This is a genomic window from Kitasatospora sp. DSM 101779, assembly GCF_025655475.1.
Taxonomy (GTDB): Bacteria; Actinomycetota; Actinomycetes; order Streptomycetales; family Streptomycetaceae; genus Kitasatospora.
In genome coordinates, this window is the sequence record NZ_JAHTIK010000001.1 from 6821543 (window position 1) to 6840184 (window position 18642).

The window sequence follows — 18642 nt, forward strand, 5'->3', positions numbered from 1 at the left end:
TGCGGCGTCGGCTACGACGCTCCGCAGGTGGCCAGTGCGGTTCGCGCCAGCGCGCGCAGCCAGGCGTGGGCGTGGTCGGTGTCGTAGCGCTGGTGCCATGACAGGTATACCGGTGCCGAGGGGAGTTCGAGCGGCAGGGGGAGTGCGGCCAGGCCGAGGTCGGCGGCCACGGTGCGTAGGGTGGTTTCGGGGACGGTGACCAGGAGGTCGGTGCCGCGCGCGAACTGCAGCGCGGCTGCTTCGGTGGGGGCGGCCGCCACCACGCGGCGGGTGAGGCCGAGCCGAGTGAGGGCGTCGTCGACGGCGTTGCTGAGGTTTCCGCGTCGCGAGACGGTGACGTGTTCGGCGGCGGCGTACTGCTGCGCGGTGACCGTCCCGCCACGGGTGAGGGGGTGCCCGTGCCTCATGGCGACGACGAGGCGGGTCTCGCCCACGTGCTCGGCGCGGATGTCGGGCGCGCTCGGGAGGTTGGCGTTCGCCTCCAGATCGACCTCGCCGCGTCGCAGTTCGGGGGTGTCGGTGCTCGATTCCGCGACGAAGCGCAGTCGCACGCCCGGCGCCTGTCCGCGTACGGCCGCGAGCAGCGCGGGGCCGCCGAGGGCGACCAGGGAATCGTGCCAGCGGAGTGTGAAGGTGCGCTCCAGCGTTGCCGGATCGAGTTCGCGGCTCGGTGCCAGTACCCCCTGGACCTGGTGCAGCAGCGCGTGCACCTGTTCCCGGACGGCGATCGCATAGGGCGTCGGGGTCATGGTGCGACCGGTGCGCACCAGGATCTGGTCCCCGGTCGTGCGCCGGATCCGGCCCAGACTCCGGCTCATCGCGGGGGCGGTGACGTGCAGGCGTGCGGCCGCCCCGGCCACGCTGCCCTCCTCCAGCAGCGCGTCGAGCGCGGTGAGCAGATTCAGATCCAGTTGCATGGGAGTAATTCCAGCCGTGCTTGACATGCATTTGATGTTAATGGATGGGGTGGATAGCGTCATCACCACGGCGCAGGACGGAACGCACGGCCTGGCCCGAAGTCCTCGTCATCACCCCTTGCTCAGACGGGAGTTCCACCATGTCCGCAACGCTTCGAACCACTGACGTCGCCGTCTTGGACGCCGACCTGCTCGACCGGACCGCGGCCGCCGTGCGTGAGGCCGGTTCGGCACTGCGCGAGCGGTTCGGCGAGGTGGTCCGCTACCGGACCCGCGAAGAGCTGATGCGCGCGCTCGCCGCCAACGACGACGCCGCCCTCGGCATCCTGCGCCCCCGCCTCACGGGCCTGCGCCCGGACGCCGGCTGGGTGGAGGACGAACTCGACGGCGGGGCGCTGCCGCCCGGCGAGTGGTGGGTCGTGGATCCGGCCGAGGGCAACGTCAACCACCTGCACGCCCTGCCGGAGTGGGCGGTGACCGCCACCCTGGTGCGCGACAACCAGCCGGTGCTCACCGCGGTCCACCTGCCGTTGACCGGCGAGACCTACACCGCGCTCACCGGCGCGGGCGCCCACCTCGACGGCCGGCCCCTGCAGGTCTCCCGGACCGCGGACCTCGGCCTGGGCGTCGTGGCCACCAGCCAGGCCCGGCCCGACGAGGACGAGAACGTCGTGCGGCGCGTCGGCGCCTCGATCACCGCGATGCTCTTCGACGCGCTCGTCGTCCGCACCGCCGTGCCCGCCACCCTGCACCTGCTGAACGTGGCCGCCGGCCGGATCGACGCCTTCTGGCAGTTCGCCGGCGCCCGCGCGGACCTGCTGCCCGGCGCGCTCCTCGTCACCGAGGCCGGCGGACGGATCTCCGACGCCGAGGGCCGCCCCTGGACCCCGCAGAGCGACGGCTTCCTGGCCGCAGCGCCCGGTATCCACGCCCAGGCCGTCGCCACCCTCTCCCGCTGACCGGCCACCCCACCCGCACCCACGACAAGGGACCACACCTCATGACCACGATCGCCGTACTCGGAAACGGCCGCGTCGGCGGCAACCTGGCCGCCGCCCTCACCCGCGCAGGACACGAGGTGACCGTCGCGGACCGCACCCCGGGCGCCGCCGCCGACGCCGCCCGCACCGCCCGGATCGTCATCAACGCCACCCCGGGCAACGGCTCCCTGGACCGGCTCGCCGCCCTGCGCGACGAACTGCGCGACAAGATCCTCGTCGACGTCTCCAACGCCACCACCGACGGACCGGACGGCCTGCCCGCCGACCTGCTCCACCCCGGCTCGAGCCTCGCCGAGCAACTCCAGGAAGCACTCCCCGAAACACACGTCGTCAAGACCCTCAACACCATGCTCTTCCCGGTGATGACCGCCCCGGCCACGCTCACCCAGACGCCCACCGTGTTCCTCTCCGGCGAGGACCCCGAGGCCAAGCAGACCGTCCGCGCACTCCTCACCGACCTCGGCTGGCAACAGGAATGGATCACCGACCTCGGCGGGATCCGGACCGCCCGCGCCACGGAGGCCGCGATCCTGTTCGTCCCCCACGTCATCCGCTCCAGCGGATTCACACCCTTCGCGATCTCGATCACCCGCTGACCCCGGCACACCACCCCTGATCGGTGGCCTGCCGTAGCGCCTCGTGCAGATGACGAGCTCGCTCGCGGACCCCGGCGAGCCCCGCAAGCGCGCCCTGCATGACGCAGCACGATCGATCGACTCGTCCCCGGTCGGGTTCGCCTGGTCGGCGATGTCCACCGAGCCCGCCCGCACTCGATCCCCGGCCGGCATCCGGAGAGGCTTCGGTCCTCGCTACGGCAGCGGCAGCTCGGTCCACACGGTCTTGCCGTCCCGGGCGTAGCGCGTACCCCAGCGTTCCGTCAGCTGGGCGACCAGGAAGAGGCCGCGGCCGCCCTCGTCGGTCATGCGGGCGCGGCGGAGGTGGGGTGAGGTGCTGCTGCCGTCCGAGACCTCGATGATCAGGAAGCGGTCGCGGATCAGCCGCAGGATCACCGGTGCCCCGCCGTAGCGGTAGGCGTTGGTGACGAGCTCGCTGACGGCCAGTGTGGCGGTGAAGGTCAGCTCCCCGAGCCCCCACTCGGCCAGCGTGGAGGTGGTCAACTCGCGGGCCAGGCCGGCAGCGGTGGGGTCCGCGGGAAGCTCCCAGGAGGCCACGTCCTCTGCTTCGAGAACCCGGGTCCGGGCGATGAGCAGTGCGACGTCGTCGTGGGAAGGCCTCGGAAGCAGGGCGTCCTCCACGGCCGTGCAGGTCTCCTCCAGCGACCGGGCGGGCCGGCACAGTGCCTCGCGCAGCCGCTGCAGCGCGATGTCGAGGTCGCGGTCCCGCGTCTCGATGAGCCCGTCGGTGAACAACGCCAGCAGACTGCCTTCCGCGAAGTGCAGTTCGGCAGCCTCGAAGGGCAGCCCGCCCAGGCCCAGCGGAGGCCCGGGGGGCAGGTCCAGAAGGCTGAAGCGGCCGTCCGGAGTCACCAGCGCGGGTGGTACGTGGCCGGCCCGCGCCAGCGTGCACTGCCCGGCGACGGGGTCGTACACCGCGTAGAGGCAGGTGGCACCGACGATCTGCCGGCCCGGTGGACCTCCGTCGGCCGCCTCCTGCTCATCGGCCAGACGGTTCACCAGATCGTCCAGGTGGGCGAGCACCTCGTCCGGCGCGAGGTCCAGGTTGGCCAGGGCGTGGACGGCGGCGCGCAGGCGGCCCATGGTGGCCGCGGCGTGCAGGCCGTGGCCGACCACGTCGCCCACGACCAGGGCGACGCGGGCGCCGGAGAGGGGGATCACGTCGAACCAGTCGCCGCCGATGCCCGAGCTCGGATCGGCCGGCAGGTAGCGGTGGGCGACCTCGACGGCGCGGTGCTCGACCAGTGTGTGCGGCAGCAGGCTGCGTTGCAGGGTCAGCGCCGCCTGGTGCTGCTGGGTGAAGCGGCGCGCGTTGTCGATGCAGACGGCGGCGCGGGCCGCGAGCTCCTCGGCGAGCGTGAGATCGTCCTGCTCGAACGGTTCGGGCCGTCCGGCCCGCCACAGGCTGACGATGCCCAGCAGCAGACCGCGGGCGATCAGCGGGACCACGAGCAGCGAGTGGGCGCCCAGGGCGACGGCGCGCCTGGAGCGCTCCGGGTCCTGGAAGTACCAGCCGGGGCTGGACTCCAGCTCGAACTCGAGCACCGGCGCCTGCCCGATGAGGCACTTGGCCTGCGGCGTGCGGGGATCCAGGGAGAAGACCTCGCCGACCGGGTACATCACATCGAGCGCGGCCTGCTCGACCGCCCGGACCGCCGCTCTGCGCATCGGCCCGGATGCCCCCTGAACGGGTTCCTCGCCGCGGATCACCGGCTCCAGGAGGTCCACCGCGACGGCGTCCGCCAGATCGGGGACCACGACGTCGACCAGCTCCCGGGCGGTCTGCGCCACGTCCAGGGTGGTGCCGATCCGGGCACTCGCCCGATTGAGCAGCGCCAGCCGGCGCCGGGCCCGAAAACGATCAGTGACGTCCTCCACCGTCTGGGTGACCCCGAGAACCCGGCCCGAAGGGTCCTGCATCCGAAAGGCCGAGATCGCCACCATGCGCTCACGGTCGGGATCCCGCCGTACCCGGCAGGGCTGCTCGGTGAAGATCAGCGGCTCGCCCGTCTCCAGGACCTGTCGCAGCAGCGCATCGATCGTTTCCACATCGGGACCGATCAGGAAGTCACCCATCAGACGGCCGTGGTGCTGTTCGACCGGGACCTCGCTGAACCGGGCGATCGCCCTGTTGACCCGCAGGATGCTCAGGTCGGGGGCGTGCACCGCCAGGCCGATGGGGGAGCGCCGGAAGAGACCGTCCAGGACCGACCGGTCCGTCTCCCACTGGAGCACCTCCTCGGCCGGCGCCATGACCAGGAACCACTCGGAACGCAGGTCGACCCGGGTCACGGCACGGGCCCGGAAGCCCAGTTCCACCCTGCGGCCGTCACGGTGCAGCACCGGCAACACCCCGTACCAGCCGTCTTCGCGCGCACACTCCGCGATCGCCTTCAGTACCGCATCCCGATCGGCGGGGTGGACCAGGAACTCGGCGGCCGCGCGGCCGAGCGCCTCGCCGGACCGGTGGCCGAGCAGGGCCTCGGCCCGCTCGCTCCAGCCGACGACCGTGCCGCGGTCGTCCAGGACGGCCCACGCCGAACGGGCCACCGCGAAGGGGTCCTCTGGAGCCTCGCCGAACGCGGGCACCGGTGCGTCCATATCGCCAGTATCTCCGAGGGCGGATCACCCGACGTGCCAGGACCGGCCGCGCCGCGGACCGGATGCAGCACCGCGGCGGACGTGACGGCCGCAACGGGACGTGCCGGGGCCGGTGGGTCCGGCCGCCGGCGGTCAGCCGACCTGCGGGACCCGCTCGGCGCGGCAGGCGGTGAGCAGCAGGGCGATGTCGTCGGAACGGTGCGGGGAGCGCCGGGCCTTCCTCGACGGGCACCGTTGCGGCGTTGCAGGCGAAGGCGTCCCCGCGGACCCGGAGCCCGGCGAGGGCGGCGCCGCACGAGGCGGACGGCGGGGCGCGGATGATCGTCGGGGACGTCCGGGGGAAGGGCCTGGCCGCCGTCGGGGAGTCCGCCCTGTTGCCCAGCGCCTTCCGGCTCGTCGCCGCCCAGCACGCCACGCTGCCCGACCCCGCCCGGACGCTGGACCACAACCTGCTGGCCCACGCCGGTGGGCGGCTCGGCGACGACGCGGCCGTCGTCGCCATCCGGCGTACGGACGGGGCCGAGCACCGTCTGCACGGACTGCTGTAGACGGCCCACCGCCCGCACGCCCCTCCCGTCCCGGAGGTGCCGTCAGCTGCTCGCGCCGCCCCAGCGGACGGCCGCCGCACCCGCGTAGTCGCCCGCGTGTGCGAAACCGCCCAGCACCACCAGGTCGCCGTCCTTGACCCGACCGGACCGCAGCGCCAGGTCCAGGGTGACGGGCACCGCGGCGCCGAAGAGGTTGCCGCACCGGTCGAAGGTGTCGGGATGCCGTTCGGGCGGAAGGCCCAGCGACCGCCGCCAGTTCCCCAGGAAGGTGCGGTTGGGCTGGTTGGTGACCAGCACGTCGATCTCCGCGGTGGGGACGCCGATCCGCGCACAGACCTCGGCGACCACGTCGGGCACCAGCCGGTTGCCACGTTCGAGGACGGTACCGACGCTCTCCTCCGTGAATCCGATCCGCAGCTGGGACCGCCCCGGTTCCCAGTAACGCCGGCCGTCCTCCAGGACGACGGTCATGTCGCCGCCGTGGGCGCCGATGTGGCGGCCGGCCACTGCCAGGACCGGCGAGGCCGCCGAGGTGGTGACGTAGCCGACTCCGCAGCCGTCTCCGGGGATCGCGGCCTGGGCGAGCCGTCGCACCTCGGACTGGGTGAAGAGCTGCCCGGCGGCGGTCTGCGCGTTGCAGATCAGCGCCCTCCTCGCCTCGGTGGTGCGAAGGATCTGCCGGGCCAGTTGCAGCATGTGCACGAAGGAGGCGCAGCCCGCGTTGGCGACGTCGATCAGCCACTGCGGGTTCAGGCCGAGCCGGCGTGCGACCTCGGTGCCGGCCCCGACGATCGGACTGTCCGGCAGCTGGCTGTGCACCAGCAGCACGTCCACCGCGCGGATCTCGGCCCGGCCGTGCCGCTCGATCAGCGGCTGGACGGCCCGCTCCACCAGATCCACGTTGCTCTCCCCGGTCACATGGTGCCGCAGCGCCGGGACCCGGAACATCGGGCTGTCCCTGAGCCGGTCCTCCGCCCCCGGGTGGTCGGTGTAGAACGAGGCGGGCACCGGTTCCCCGGGCAGGTGCCCGGAGACGTCGGTGAGGCTGACGGTCCTCATTTCGCCCCCGGAGCCGCAGCTGCGCCCGCCGAACGCGGTGGCACGCCCACCGGCAGGGCGTTGCGGTGCCGGTGCTCGAGGATCGCCTTGAGATTGGCCATCTCCACGGTGTGGCCGGCGTAGAAGAGGTCCCAGTACGTGCCCACCCAGGCCCGGTCCGGGCCCGGTGCGAGCTCGGGGCGGGGGTTGGCGTCGTAGTACGGGTGCCGGCAGTTGGTCCAGGTGATGACGGAACCGGGCCGTCCCAGCACGGGTTCGGCGGGCACGACCCGCATCAGGTAGATCATCCAGAGTTGCTCGCCCTGGTCCCAGGCGCAGTGGAAGTCCACCGTCCGGGCCTCGGCGTTGGACGCCACCCGGCAGTAGATCCTGGTCCGCGCCTCCAGCAGATCGTCCCCGACCCACAGACCGGGGGCGCCGCCGGGCTCGAAGTTCCGCAGACTGAACGTCCACTCCTCCAGATGGTGCCCCTGTCGCAGGTAGGTGTACGCGTCGTCCGGCGGGCAGTCGACGTACTCGTGGATCGTGCAGTACTGCCCGTAGACCTCCCGGTGGGGATAGGCCGGGCGGGTCAGCTCCGCGCAGCGGGCCGCCAGGACGGCAGGGGCGGTGTTCTCCACCGTGGTCAGGCCGGGCACCGTGGTCGGGCCGGGCACTGTGGTCGGGCCGGGCGGTTCAGCCGGGGTGGACGGTGCAGCGCTCATGAACGTTCTCCTCGTGGTCGGCCGGCACCGGGCCGGTGGCGGTCAGGAACGGAAGGAACGGGGGGATCTCCGCGGGATCGACGTCCACTGCCACCAGGACCGGACCGCTCGTGGTGTTGCCGTGCAGCAGCGCCCGCCGCAGCTGCGGAGCGGTGGCGGCCCGGCTCACGGCCAGGGTGGGGAACATGCCCGCCGCGCCCGCGGCGATGTCCGAAGGACGGAAGAGGTTGGCCGGGTGCGGGGATCCCAGGAACAGCTGGTCGCGGGTGGCGCACATGGCGTGGGCGTTGTTGTTGAGGATCACGAAGGTGACCGGCGCGTCGTACTCCAGAGCGGTGTGCACCTCCATGCCGTGCATGAAGAACGCCCCGTCCCCGGCGAGCACGTAGGTGCGCCTCCCGGTGCCGAGGGCCGCGCCGATGCCCGCGCCGAAGGTGTAGCCCATGCCGGCCATGCCGACGGCCACCACGAACCGCCCCCGCCGCGTGGCAGGGAGCCGGTGGATCGCACTGGCGCCGGTGTTCCCGGCGTCCACGAAGACGTGGGCCTCCGGTGGCAGGGCATCCGCCACCGCGGCCACCGCTGCGGTGTGGGAGAGGCCGTCGGTGCCGGGAGGCGGGCTCGGCAGTGGAACCGGTCCGGCGTGCCCGGGGGCGGGACGGACGCCGGCGGCGAGCCGGTCGGTCAGTTGCCGCAGGGTGTCGCGCAGGCCGCCGGACAGGTGGAGTCCGGGGAGGGAAGGGATGAACGGCGGTTCGGGGTCGACGCAGATCACGGGGGTCGCGTCCAGCGCCGGTTCCAGTCCGCCACGGGCCAGCGCCGGTAGGCGGGTGCCGACGAGCAGGCAGAGCTCGGCACGCCGCAGACAGTCCAGGACGTTCGGATGCCCCATCACCCCGGCCACGCCGGCGAAGTGCCGGTCGGCGTTGTCGAACACGTCCTTGGCGTCCGGAGTGACCGCGACCCATGCGCCCGACCTTGCCACCAGGTCGGCGAGTTCCTGCTTCGCCCCGGCCGCGGCGACGCCCTCGCCGGCGATCACCAGCACCCGGTCGGCACCGCGCAGCCGCTCCGCCGCGCGGTCCAGACACGTCGGTGGCGTGCGCGGCTCGGGCGCCGGGGTCGGCGGTGTCGGCCGACGGGGTGTCAGCTCGGCCTGCTGGACGTCCTTGGGCAGCAGCAGCACGGCGGGCCCCCGGGGGTGCGAGCGGGCCGCAGCCATCGCCTCCGCGAGCAGCCGTGGCAGGGCATCCGGCCGGTCGACCCGGGCGCAGAACCGGCTGACCTGTGCGAACAGCCGGTGGGCGTCGAGCGATCCGGCCCGTCCGCTGGAGTCCTGGAAGGCGCCGAGCCCGTCCAGTGCGGTGGGCGGCTGCCCGACGAGGGCCAGTACCGGCACCCGTGAGGCGTACGCCTCCGCCAGCCCCGGGATCAGGTTCATCGCGCCGCCGCCGGAGGTGGCCGCGACGACACCGAGCCGCCCGGTGGTGCGGGCGTACCCGTCCGCCATGGTGACGGCCGAGAACTCGTGCTTCGCCAGGACGGTGCGTGGCCGGCCCCGGACGAGGTTCAGGGCGTCGTACAGGTCCTCGATGTTCGCGCCGCCGACACCGAACACCTGCCGGACTCCGGCCTCGGTCAGCGCGGTCGCCAGGTGGTCCACGACGCGGCCCCCGGCGGTCGCGTCGGTGGCGGGCGCCGGCGGGGTCTCCCGGATGTCGGTGGTCACGGTGTGCTGCTCCTTTCGGCAGGTCCGGCGCCGAGGACCAGACCTGCCGGCGCGAGAGCCTGGAAGCGCCGGCGGTACTCGCCCGGGGTGAGCTCCAGCGCCCGGCCGAACGAACGGAAGAAGGTCTCGGCGGAGGCGAATCCGCAGCGGCGGGCGATCTGACCGGCCGGCAGGTCGGTGGACTCGAGCAGTTTCCGCGCCCGGGCGATGCGCATCCGCTCGATGTACTGGGCCGGTGGAGTGCCGACCTCGCGCCGGAACACCCGGGCGAAGTTGCGGACGCTCATGTTGGCGTGCTGGGCCACCTCCGGTACGGGCAGTGGCTGTTCGAGGTTCTCCAGGATCCATTCCTGCGCGGCCCGGATCGGCGGCCGGTCGGCCAACTGGGCCTCGAGAATCGTGCTGAACTGCGACTGGCCGCCGTTCCGTTTGAAGAACAGCACCAGGAAGCGCGCCACCTCCAGCGCGAAGGAGGCGCCGTGATCGGCCTCGACCAGGGCGAGGGCCAGGTCGATCCCGGTGGCCACGCCGGCCGAGGTCACGTAGTCCCCGTCCCAGACGAAGATCGGATCCGGATCGACGGCCACCTCCGGGTACCGCCGGGCCAGTTCGTCGCAGAACGCCCAGTGGGTGGTGGCCCTCCGCCCGTTGAGCAGCCCCGCCTCGGCGAGCAGGAAGGCGCCGCCGCAGACGGACACCACGCGCCGCGAACGCACGGCCGCCCGGCCGATCCAGGACACCAGCTCCCGGTCGGCCAGTGCGTCGGGCAGGCTCCAGCCGCCCGGCACGAGCAGCGTGTCGATCGGGCCCTCGCCCGTCCGGAGCGGCTCCGCCTCGATCACGATTCCCGTGCTCGTCCGCACCCGCGGCGCACGGGCCGAGACGATCTCGATCCGGTACTCACCCTCCTCCCCGGGACGCCGCCGGTTGGCGGTGTCGAACACCTCGATCGGGCCCGTGATGTCGAGGGCCTGCGCACCCGGATAGACCACCACAACAACTCGTCGCTCAAGCACCGTCACAGCCTGTGTCCGGTCGTGGAGTGACCGCAATGACGGCTTACTGACGAATCCGGCCACGGGGGCCGCGCGGGCCGCCGACGACCAGCGGTGATGGCGCGGCGTCACCAACCGGTGTGAGACGGGTCATAGTCCCGCGCACGTCCCCGGTGGGTGAGGTGCGATGCGGGTGCGGAGACCGTCAGACTCCCGCAGCTCGGGTGGCTTCTGCCGGCGCGCCTGATGCACCCGGTGCCCGGACGGACCTTCGAGGCAGGCGGTCCTGGGGGTGGATCACGGCCAGGAGCGTGTCGCCACCGCGGCGGCGGCCGCTCCCAGGGCCGCGGCGCAGGGGAGCAGGGCGACCAGCCCGAACCGCAGACGGCGGTACCGGTCCTCGTACTCGCTGCGCAGGTCCCGGCAGCGCTGCGCGATGTGGGTGACGGTCAGGCGGGACACCTCTAGACGCTTCTGGGCGTATGCCCGTGCAATCTCCTCGCGCTGGCCGGTCGTGAGCCAGGGGAACTGCTCGGTGAACGCGGTGGCGTCCCGCTGGGCCGTGGCTACCTCTGCCTGCCACAGCAGGTAGCCCTCCAGCTGCCGCAGGCTGCCGGCGATGGTGTCGGTGGTGTCATCGTCCATCAAGAAGAACCTCACGGACAGCAGGGCGGGGAGGCTGCGCCGTCCTGCGGGACGGTGTTCCCTCGGCCGGCGGTCGTCGGCTCCGCCAGGGCCAGTGGTCAGGCGCCGTCGCCGGGGCGGGGCCCGCGTCGCTGCGGAGCGTCGTACTCGACGGGAGTCACACCGGCGAGGTGCTTGGCGGGCTCGCCGTGCTGGTCGAGGTAGTCGCGGGCGGCGATGTCGGGGTGGTGCAGGTCGAACGCCGGGGATTCCGAGCGGATGCGCGGCAGCGTGAGGAAGTTGTGCCGCGGCGGCGGGCAGGAGGTGGCCCACTCCAGCGAGCGGCCGTAGCCCCACGGGTCGTCGACCTCGAGCTTCTCGCCGTACTTGGCGGTCTTCCAGACGTTGTAGAGGAACGGCAGGATCGACAGGCCGAGCAGGAAGGCGCCGACGGTGGAGACGGTGTTCAGCGTGGTGAAGCCGTCGGAGGCCAGGTAGTCGGCGTAGCGGCGGGGCATGCCCTCCGCACCGAGCCAGTGCTGGACGAGGAAGGTGGTGTGGAAGCCGATGAACAGCGTCCAGAAGCAGATCTTGCCGAGCCGTTCGTCGAGCATCTTGCCGGTCATCTTCGGCCACCAGAAGTGGAAGCCCGCGAACATCGCGAAGACGACGGTGCCGAAGACCACGTAGTGGAAGTGGGCGACGACGAAGTACGAGTCCGAGACGTGGAAGTCGATCGGCGGCGCCGCCAGCAGCACGCCGGTGAGGCCGCCGAAGAGGAAGGTCACCAGGAAGCCGATCACCCAGAGCATCGGGGTCTCGAAGCTGAGCGAGCCGCGCCACATGGTGCCGACCCAGTTGAAGAACTTCACCCCGGTCGGGATGGCGATCAGGAAGGTCATGAACGAGAAGAACGGCAGCAGCACCTGGCCGGTGACGAACATGTGGTGCGCCCACACCGTCACCGACAGGCCGGCGATCGCGATGGTGGCCGCGATGAGGCCGGAGTAGCCGAACATCGGCTTGCGGCTGAAGACCGGGACGATCTCCGACACGATGCCGAAGAACGGCAGCGCGATGATGTAGACCTCGGGGTGGCCGAAGAACCAGAACAGGTGCTGGTAGAGGATGACGCCGCCGTTGGCGGGGTCGAAGACGTGCGCCCCGAACTTGCGGTCGGCCTCCAGTGCGAGGAAGGTCGCGGCGAGCACCGGGAAGGCCAGCAGCACCAGCACCGCGGTGAGCAGGACGTTCCAGCAGAAGATCGACATCCGGAACATCGTCATGCCGGGGGCGCGCATACAGATGATGGTGGTGATGAAGTTGACCGAGCCGAGGATGGTGCCGAAGCCGGAGAAGGTCAGCCCCATGATCCACATGTCCCCGCCGATGTTCGGGGAGCGCACCTCGTCGGAGAGCGGCGGGTAGGAGAACCAGCCGAAGTCGGGCGCGCCCTGCGGCGTCAGCAGGCTGGCGACGACGATCAGGGATCCGAACAGGTAGAGCCAGTAGGCGAACATGTTCAGCCGGGGGAAGGCGACGTCCGGTGAGCCGATCTGCAGCGGCATGAACCAGTTGGCGAAGCCCGCGAACAGCGGGGTCGCGAACATCAGCAGCATCGCGCCGCCATGGAGGGTGAACAGCTGGTTGAACTGCTCGTTCGAGACGATCTGATTGCCGGGGCGGGCGAGTTCGGCGCGCATCACCAGGGCCATCACACCCGCGACCAGGAAGAACGCGAACGATGTTCCGAGGTAGAGCGTCCCGATCTTCTTGTGGTCCGTGGTGGTGAGCCATTGCACGAGAACCCTGCCCCGTCCCCGTGGCTGCGCACTCACCGGTGCCGTTTCCGTCCCAGCGGTCATCGGTTCAGCACTCCTCGCCCTGTTGCCCCTGATCGCCACCATCATGGTGGAGTCGGGCGGCCACACACGGTGAACGGCAGGCGGATCTGCCGCGACGTCACCCGTTTGCCGCCGTCCCGAGACCCCGGACGCGCGCGGCGGTCGTCCGTCACGCCCAGTTGATGGAGCAGCCCATGCTCGGCCGGTGCGGTTCCGGGACGGTCCGGCCGGCCAGCACCAGGTCGGCGGCGTGCCGCAGCAGGTTCCCGGTAGCCGGCTTCCCGTTGCCGGGCGTCGAGTCGTCCATCGCACCCCGGTAGGCCAGCTCGCGACGGGCGTCGTAGAGGAAGAAGTCCGGTGTGCAGGCAGCCCGGTACGCCCGGCCGACGGACTGGTCGAGGTCGATGAGGTAAGGGAAGGTCCACCCGGTGCGGGTGACCTGGGCGTGCAGCCCGTCGGCGTCGTCGGCGGGTGCGACGACCGGGCTGTTGCTGCAGATCCCGACGACCGCGAGGTCCGGGAACTCGCCGACCACCTCGGCGAAAGCCTGCTCGACGTGCCGTACGTACGGGCAGTGGTTGCACAGGAAGGCCACCAGCAGGGCCGGTGCGGCGGCGAAGTCGTCCCGGGCCACGACCCGGCCGTCGATCGCGGGCAGCGAGAAGTCCGGCGCCGGTGTCCCGAGCGGGACCAGGGCGGAGATGGCGGCCATCCGACTCACTTCCTCTGATCGGCAGCGGCAGCCGTGCGTGTACCACCATGGTCGTCCGGCGGGGCCGGCGGCTGCCAATGCACCGATGCCGGTCACCGCACCGATGCCGGTCACCGCGACGTCCGAGTCGGCCGCAGTGAGAGCCACCGGTCGACCGGGTCGTGTGTCCCTGGTGTCGTCGGCTCGTCACCGGACGCGTCGGCCGGCCGGTAGGCTCTGCCGCGTCGAACCCGGCGAACCGGCGCATGGGAAGATCGTTTCATCGAGGAGCAGCTGTGACCGAGCAGCCGGGCCCGCAGCGGCGCATCGCCGATGCCATCCGACCAGCGATGCTCAACGGCCTGCAGGACGCCGAGCTGATCGGTGCGCCGGGCACCGAGCTCATCAACGCATGGGTCGACTGGATCGCGTCGGTCGTCGCGGGCCAGGTCGTGGAGCCGATCGCCGCCGAACGCGACGCCTTCGCGGACCGGGTGGACACCCTCACGCAGGTCGCCAGGCGCCACAAGGAGGGATACAAGGACGCGGCCCGGGACGTGCAGCTGCTCGAGGCCCGTGTCGCCGAGCTGGAAGCGGAGGTGACGCAGTTGCGTCCGCCCGGCGTCGTGCTCGCCGGCCCGGCGGTGGAGGTCGACGTGGCATCGGCGACCGGCACGCCGTCGCAGTCCCTCCGGGACCGGCTCCGCGCCAAGTACCCCGCCACCGCGGAGGCGCTGGACCGCCGGGATGCCGAGGCCGGTCCGATTCGGAGCGCGGAGAACTGACGCTCCGGCGGATGCGTCGGCATCGGTCGACGGCGCCGAGCACCTCGGTGTTCCTCTCGACGCTCGATCCGACGGCGGTCATGACGGCTTTCCCCGGAGTCCTCGCCGACGTCGCCGCCGTCCACCCCGCTACGACGAGACCGGTTCCGGGGCCGCCCAGGGGAGCGAGTACCAGGAGAGGGCGGCGAGGACCGTCGCGCTGGGCAGTTCGGCGCAGTAGGCGAGGACCTGGGCGAGCAGGTAGTCGGAACCGCGGTGCGCGGACCAGATGTCGAAGTAGGCGTCCATCGCCAGCAGGACGGCGGTGGCGGCGGCCAGGGGGCTGGTGGCCCGGTGTCGGCGGCGCACCAGCGCGGCGAGCAGCAGGAGCGCTGCCACCTCCATGACGTCCAGCCAGACCCAGGAGTTGGCGAGGTTGCGCGCGCCGAAACGGCGGACCGACAGGCCCAGCACCACGATCCACGGCACCAGCAGGAGCGCGGCCGCCCGTAGTCCGATCGGCAGCCATCGCCGGATCGCCGCCTCGCGGGCCGTCGGCCGTCGTCCTGGTTCCATCACGGGCCGATCGTATCGGCGTGCGGCGCATTCGCGGCAGCCGCGGCGGTCCGGCCACCGCGCGCACGGTTCCGGCGTCCGGCTGCCCGGTGGCTGGCACCGGCTCTGGGCGACCCCGTCGCCGCGTCGTTGCCGTCGAGTACCAACGGCTTCGGGTGGTCGAGTTGCCGACGGGGGCAGAGCATGTCGCATTCCGGGGCGCAGGGACGCAGTGCCGGGATCGTCGGCGGCGGGATCGGCGGCCTCGCCTCCGCGATCGCGCCGCGCGAAGCCGGATGGCAGGCGACCGCCCACGAGCGGGCACCGGAATCCACCGACGTGGCCGCGGGGATCTCCCCGGCCAGGGCGCCGCCGTGGCCCTCGAGGACGCGGTGACGGTCGCGGCCCACGCACCCGGTCTGCGCGCCTCTTCGACGGCGCGTCGGCGACGGGTAAGGGCGGTCTCGTGGATGTCGCGCCGGACGACCCGCACCGACATGCCCAACGCACGGTGGCGCGCCACCGTGCGCGACATCGGGACCCGCGCGGTCCCGGAGGCTGTGGCGCTCGCCCCCGTGACCCGGCTGTTCCGCCGCACCCGACCGCACCCCTCACCGTGCCGGACACCGTTCGGCGCTGAACGACGCCGCCCGCATCGCCGGTGACCGCGACCACGGAAGGCCTCGTACGCCTGGTGCCGCGACCCGATCGCCGCTCACCGGGCCCGTCCGGAACCGCAGCACGACCCCCGTGGCGACCGGCCGGCGGAACGGGGATCGGCTGCGGCCGGGGCGATCAGGGCACCAGGATGCTGACGGTTTCGACGACGCAGGCCGGCTTGGCCCCGCCCTCCAACTCGACGGTCACCCTCACCGTCGCCTGGTGGCCACCGCCGCCGGGAACCACCGACAACAGCTCCACCCCGGCGCGCACTCGGGAGTCCACCGGGACGGGGGACGGGAAGCGGAGCTTGTTGGCACCGTAGTTGACGCCCATGCGCACCCCCTCGACCCGGTACACCTGCCAGACCAGCATCGGCACCAGCGACAGCGTCAGATAGCCGTGCGCGATGGTGGAGCCGAACGGGCCCTGCGCCGCCTTCGCGGGGTCGACGTGGATCCACTGGTGGTCACCGGTCGCCTCCGCGAAGGTGTCGATCTGCCGCTGGGTGACGGTGTGCCAGTCGGAGTACCCGAGGTGGGTGCCGGCGGCCTGCGCGAGCTGCTCGATGCCCTGAAAGATCTTCATGCGCTCTCTCCTCCGTCTCCGCTCAGTCCTGCGGTCCGCCGGCGACGTACAGAACCTGGCCCGAGACGAACCCGGCGCCCTCGCCGGCGAAGAACGACACCGCGTGCGCGATGTCCTCGGGCCTGCCGGTGCGGGCGACCGGGATCTGGGTCGCCGCGGCCGCCTTGAAGTCGTCGAACGTCATGCCGATCCGGCGCGCGGTCTCGGCCGTCATCTCGGTCTCGATGAACCCGGGGGCGATCGCGTTGGCTGTAATGCCGAACCTCCCGAGCTCGATGGCGAGAGTCTTGGTGAATCCCTGGATCCCGGCCTTGGCCGCGGAGTAGTTGGCCTGGCCGCGGTTGCCCAGTGCGGAGGTGCTCGAAAGGTTGATGATCCGGCCCCAGCCGGCCTTGGTCATGTGGCCCTGGACGGCGCGGCTCATCAGGAACGAGCCGCGCAGGTGCACGTTCATGACCGCGTCCCAGTCGGCGGCGGTCATCTTGAAGAGCAGGTTGTCGCGGGTGATGCCGGCGTTGTTGACCAGGACGGTGGGTTCGCCGAGCTCCTGGGCGATCCGGTCCACGGCGCCCTGCACGCCCGGCTCGTCCGCCACGTCCACTCCGACGGCCAGTGCCCGGCCCCCGGCGGCCTCGATCTCCTCGACGACCGGCTTGCAGGCCGCCTCGTCCAGGTCGATGACCGCGACGGACAGGCCGTCTGCCGCCAGTCGCTTCGCGACACCTGCGCCGATGCCACGGGCGGCTCCGGTGACGACGGCGGTGCGGGTGCTGATCATTGGGTCAACTCCTCTTGGATTCACGGGTGTTGATGGTGCGTGCCGAGAGCGGCCGTCGGGACAGGCCGGGGATCAGGTCGGCGAGCGCGGCCCGGGTGGTGTCGGCGTCGGTGTGGAGCAACGCCTGCATGCCGACCGCGCGGGCGCCGAGCACATTGGGCTCGGCATCGTCGATGAACAGCGCCCGCTCGGGCGGCACTTCGAGCAGGCCCAGGGTGAACCGGTAGATCGGGGCCAGCGGCTTGCGCAGGCCGACCTCGCCGGAGATCACGACGGGATCGAAGAGCGGGTCGATCCGCTCGCGCGGGTAGGTGTTGCCCCAGCTGTTGGACAGCAGGGCCACCCGGATCCCGAGGGCGCGCAGCTCACCGGCCAACTCGAACATCGCCGGGTCGGGCCGCATCCCGGCGAACAGCCGGGCGAGGACGCCGACCGGCTCGACCGGCGTGCCGTCGACCGTGCTCAGTTCGGCGGCGAGCAGTGCGTCGAACCCCTCGATCGTCAGTTCGCCGGTCTCCAGCCGGTGGACGGGGGTGCCGTCCGCGGCGTCGCGGGACAGCCAGGCCTTGAGCGTCCGGGAGAAGGACTCCGGCCGGATGCCGTCGGACTCGAGCCATGCCGCGATCGAGTCCCGGACCGGGCCGGTGAGGACGCCGCCGTAGTCGAAGACCACCGCCTCCACCGCGGTCACGAGAGCCGTTCCAGCACCATCGCCATGCCCTGGCCGCCACCGACGCACATGGTCTCCAGGCCGAACTGCTTGTCATGCCACTGCAGCGAGTTGATGAGGGTGCTGGTGATCCGGGCGCCGGTCATGCCGAACGGGTGGCCGACGGCGATGGCGCCACCGTTGACGTTGAGCTTCTCGTCCGGCACGCCGAGCTCGCGCGCCGACGGGATGACCTGGGCGGCGAACGCCTCGTTGATCTCGACCAGGTCGATGTCGTCGATGGTCAGGCCGGCACGTGCCAGCGCCTGCTTCGAGGCCTCGACCGGTCCCAGGCCCATGATCTCCGGGGACAGTGCCGAGACGCCCGTGCTCACGATCCGGGCCAGCGGGGTGATGCCGAGCTCCCTGGCCCGTGTGTCGGACATGATGACGAGCGCGGCGGCGCCGTCGTTCAGGGGGCAGCAGTTGGCGGCGGTGACGGTGCCGTCGGGGCGGAAGACGGGCTGCAGCTGGGAGACGGCCTCGAGGGTGACCCCGGGCCGCGGGCCGTCGTCCTTGGTCACCCGGCTGCCGTCGGGCAGGGTCACCGGGGTGATGTCGCGCTCCCAGAAGCCGTCGATGATCGCCTTTTCGGCCAGGTTCTGGCTGCGCACGCCGAAGGCGTCCTGTTCCGCGCGGCTGATGCCCTTGAACTGGGCGACGTTCTCGGCCGTGTGGCCCATCGCGATGTACGCGTCCGGCAGGAGGCCCTGCGTGCGCGGGTCGACCCATGTCCGGCCGCCGGCGGCGAACCGCTCGGTGCGGGCCTCCGCCTCGGCGAAGACCGGGTTCCCGGTGTCGGGCAGGCCGTCCGCGTTGCCCTTGGTGTAGCGGCTGACGGTCTCCACGCCGGCGGAGACGAACACCTCGCCCTCGCCGGCCTTGATGGCGTGCAGTGCCATCCGGGTGCTCTGCAGGCTGGACGAGCAGTAGCGGTTCACCGTCGTGCCGGGGACTTCGTCCAGTCCGGCGAGGACGGCAACGATGCGCGCCATGTTGAAGCCGGACTCGCCGGCCGGCTGGCCGCAGCCGAGCACCAGGTCGTCGATCGTCCTCGGGTCGAGCTGGGGCACCTTGGCGAGGGCGGCCCGGACCATCCGGATGGTGAGCTCGTCGGGGCGGAGGTCCTTCAGCGAGCCCTTGAAGGCTCGGCCAATCGGCGAGCGGGCGGTGGAGACGATGACGGCTTCGGGCATGGCTTTCCCTTCGGCACTGACTAAGCGCTTGCTTAGCTCCACAG

At 72.0% G+C, this 18642-nt stretch carries 18 protein-coding genes; 4 read left to right on the forward strand and 14 right to left on the reverse strand.

All coding sequences use genetic code 11. The annotated features are described in order from the left end of the window. Nucleotides 1–11 precede the first annotated feature (11 nt). Entirely contained in the window at nt 12–917 is a 906-nt protein-coding gene (locus KSNIM_RS31085) for a LysR family transcriptional regulator (RefSeq protein ID WP_263106446.1), read from the reverse strand. Between the two features lie 140 nt (nt 918–1057). On the opposite strand from KSNIM_RS31085, the gene KSNIM_RS31090 reads away from it, so the two are divergent. Both KSNIM_RS31090 and KSNIM_RS31095 read left to right on the forward strand, forming a co-directional pair. Next, nucleotides 1058–1876 (forward strand): inositol monophosphatase family protein, encoded by an 819-nt coding sequence (locus tag KSNIM_RS31090; RefSeq protein WP_263106447.1) that lies wholly within the window; start codon nt 1058–1060, stop codon nt 1874–1876. Nucleotides 1877–1917: 41 nt separating this feature from the next. Then, nucleotides 1918–2514, forward strand: a complete 597-nt coding sequence (locus tag KSNIM_RS31095; RefSeq protein ID WP_263106448.1) for an NADPH-dependent F420 reductase — start codon at nt 1918–1920, stop codon at nt 2512–2514. Nucleotides 2515–2727: 213 nt separating this feature from the next. Here the strand turns inward: KSNIM_RS31095 and KSNIM_RS31100 are convergent, their stop codons facing one another. Further along, entirely contained in the window at nt 2728–5154 is a 2427-nt protein-coding gene (locus tag KSNIM_RS31100; RefSeq protein WP_263106449.1) for a SpoIIE family protein phosphatase, read from the reverse strand. 317 nt (nt 5155–5471) lie between these two features. Here KSNIM_RS31100 and KSNIM_RS31105 point away from each other — a divergent pair, with 317 nt between their 5' ends. Next, nucleotides 5472–5702: a hypothetical protein gene (locus tag KSNIM_RS31105; RefSeq protein ID WP_317634077.1), complete on the forward strand. Its 231-nt coding sequence runs from the start codon at nt 5472–5474 to the stop codon at nt 5700–5702. A gap of 42 nt (nt 5703–5744) precedes the next feature. Here KSNIM_RS31105 and KSNIM_RS31110 read toward each other — a convergent pair whose 3' ends face one another. The 7 genes from KSNIM_RS31110 to KSNIM_RS31140 all read right to left on the reverse strand — a co-directional run bounded on the left by KSNIM_RS31110 (nt 5745) and on the right by KSNIM_RS31140 (nt 13369). Then, nucleotides 5745–6761, reverse strand: coding sequence for a 3-oxoacyl-ACP synthase III family protein (locus KSNIM_RS31110; protein WP_263106451.1), 1017 nt, complete (start codon nt 6759–6761; stop codon nt 5745–5747). Beyond that, on the reverse strand, nt 6758–7465 hold the full coding sequence (locus KSNIM_RS31115) for an SRPBCC family protein (RefSeq protein ID WP_263106452.1): 708 nt from the start codon (nt 7463–7465) through the stop codon (nt 6758–6760). The genes KSNIM_RS31110 and KSNIM_RS31115 overlap by 4 nt, the downstream gene beginning before the upstream one ends. After that, nucleotides 7437–9194, reverse strand: coding sequence for a thiamine pyrophosphate-binding protein (locus KSNIM_RS31120; protein ID WP_263106453.1), 1758 nt, complete (start codon nt 9192–9194; stop codon nt 7437–7439). Before KSNIM_RS31120 ends, KSNIM_RS31115 begins: the two co-directional genes overlap by 29 nt. Next, a complete protein-coding gene (locus tag KSNIM_RS31125; RefSeq protein ID WP_263106454.1) occupies nt 9191–10210 on the reverse strand; it encodes a GlxA family transcriptional regulator in 1020 nt (339 codons plus the stop codon). The genes KSNIM_RS31120 and KSNIM_RS31125 overlap by 4 nt, the downstream gene beginning before the upstream one ends. A gap of 276 nt (nt 10211–10486) precedes the next feature. After that, entirely contained in the window at nt 10487–10834 is a 348-nt protein-coding gene (locus tag KSNIM_RS31130) for a hypothetical protein (protein ID WP_263106456.1), read from the reverse strand. 98 nt (nt 10835–10932) lie between these two features. Continuing rightward, nucleotides 10933–12678: a cytochrome c oxidase subunit I gene (ctaD, locus tag KSNIM_RS31135; RefSeq protein ID WP_263106457.1), complete on the reverse strand. Its 1746-nt coding sequence runs from the start codon at nt 12676–12678 to the stop codon at nt 10933–10935. A gap of 148 nt (nt 12679–12826) precedes the next feature. Next, complete coding sequence (locus KSNIM_RS31140; RefSeq protein ID WP_263106458.1) at nt 12827–13369, reverse strand: thioredoxin family protein; 543 nt, start codon at nt 13367–13369, stop codon at nt 12827–12829. Nucleotides 13370–13644: 275 nt separating this feature from the next. Between KSNIM_RS31140 and KSNIM_RS31145 the strand changes: the two genes are divergently transcribed. Next, nucleotides 13645–14133: a hypothetical protein gene (locus KSNIM_RS31145; RefSeq protein ID WP_263106459.1), complete on the forward strand. Its 489-nt coding sequence runs from the start codon at nt 13645–13647 to the stop codon at nt 14131–14133. A gap of 129 nt (nt 14134–14262) precedes the next feature. Here KSNIM_RS31145 and KSNIM_RS31150 read toward each other — a convergent pair whose 3' ends face one another. The 5 genes from KSNIM_RS31150 to KSNIM_RS31170 form a co-directional block, all read right to left on the reverse strand. Next, nucleotides 14263–14691, reverse strand: coding sequence for a hypothetical protein (locus tag KSNIM_RS31150; protein WP_263106460.1), 429 nt, complete (start codon nt 14689–14691; stop codon nt 14263–14265). 771 nt (nt 14692–15462) lie between these two features. Then, nucleotides 15463–15915 (reverse strand): MaoC family dehydratase, encoded by a 453-nt coding sequence (locus KSNIM_RS31155; RefSeq protein WP_263106461.1) that lies wholly within the window; start codon nt 15913–15915, stop codon nt 15463–15465. Nucleotides 15916–15937: 22 nt separating this feature from the next. Next, nucleotides 15938–16693: a 3-oxoacyl-ACP reductase FabG gene (gene fabG, locus KSNIM_RS31160; protein WP_263106462.1), complete on the reverse strand. Its 756-nt coding sequence runs from the start codon at nt 16691–16693 to the stop codon at nt 15938–15940. A 4-nt stretch (nt 16694–16697) separates the two neighbouring features. Continuing rightward, complete coding sequence (locus KSNIM_RS31165; protein WP_263106463.1) at nt 16698–17384, reverse strand: HAD family hydrolase; 687 nt, start codon at nt 17382–17384, stop codon at nt 16698–16700. Beyond that, complete coding sequence (locus KSNIM_RS31170; protein ID WP_263106464.1) at nt 17381–18598, reverse strand: acetyl-CoA C-acetyltransferase; 1218 nt, start codon at nt 18596–18598, stop codon at nt 17381–17383. The genes KSNIM_RS31165 and KSNIM_RS31170 overlap by 4 nt, the downstream gene beginning before the upstream one ends. Between the last annotated feature and the right edge of the window lie 44 nt (nt 18599–18642).

Excerpts from the sequence above, each read along its gene's own strand:
- KSNIM_RS31085 (WP_263106446.1), bottom strand. The coding sequence starts at position 917 with ATGCAACTGGATCTGAATCTGCTCACCGCGCTCGACGCGCTGCTGGAG.
- KSNIM_RS31090 (WP_263106447.1), top strand. The coding sequence starts at position 1,058 with ATGTCCGCAACGCTTCGAACCACTGACGTCGCCGTCTTGGACGCCGAC.
- KSNIM_RS31095 (WP_263106448.1), top strand. The coding sequence starts at position 1,918 with ATGACCACGATCGCCGTACTCGGAAACGGCCGCGTCGGCGGCAACCTG.
- KSNIM_RS31100 (WP_263106449.1), bottom strand. The coding sequence starts at position 5,154 with ATGGACGCACCGGTGCCCGCGTTCGGCGAGGCTCCAGAGGACCCCTTC.
- KSNIM_RS31105 (WP_317634077.1), top strand. The coding sequence starts at position 5,472 with ATGATCGTCGGGGACGTCCGGGGGAAGGGCCTGGCCGCCGTCGGGGAG.
- KSNIM_RS31110 (WP_263106451.1), bottom strand. The coding sequence starts at position 6,761 with ATGAGGACCGTCAGCCTCACCGACGTCTCCGGGCACCTGCCCGGGGAA.
- KSNIM_RS31115 (WP_263106452.1), bottom strand. The coding sequence starts at position 7,465 with ATGAGCGCTGCACCGTCCACCCCGGCTGAACCGCCCGGCCCGACCACA.
- KSNIM_RS31130 (WP_263106456.1), bottom strand. The coding sequence starts at position 10,834 with ATGGACGATGACACCACCGACACCATCGCCGGCAGCCTGCGGCAGCTG.
- ctaD (WP_263106457.1), bottom strand. The coding sequence starts at position 12,678 with ATGACCGCTGGGACGGAAACGGCACCGGTGAGTGCGCAGCCACGGGGA.
- KSNIM_RS31140 (WP_263106458.1), bottom strand. The coding sequence starts at position 13,369 with ATGGCCGCCATCTCCGCCCTGGTCCCGCTCGGGACACCGGCGCCGGAC.
- KSNIM_RS31155 (WP_263106461.1), bottom strand. The coding sequence starts at position 15,915 with ATGAAGATCTTTCAGGGCATCGAGCAGCTCGCGCAGGCCGCCGGCACC.
- fabG (WP_263106462.1), bottom strand. The coding sequence starts at position 16,693 with ATGATCAGCACCCGCACCGCCGTCGTCACCGGAGCCGCCCGTGGCATC.
- KSNIM_RS31170 (WP_263106464.1), bottom strand. The coding sequence starts at position 18,598 with ATGCCCGAAGCCGTCATCGTCTCCACCGCCCGCTCGCCGATTGGCCGA.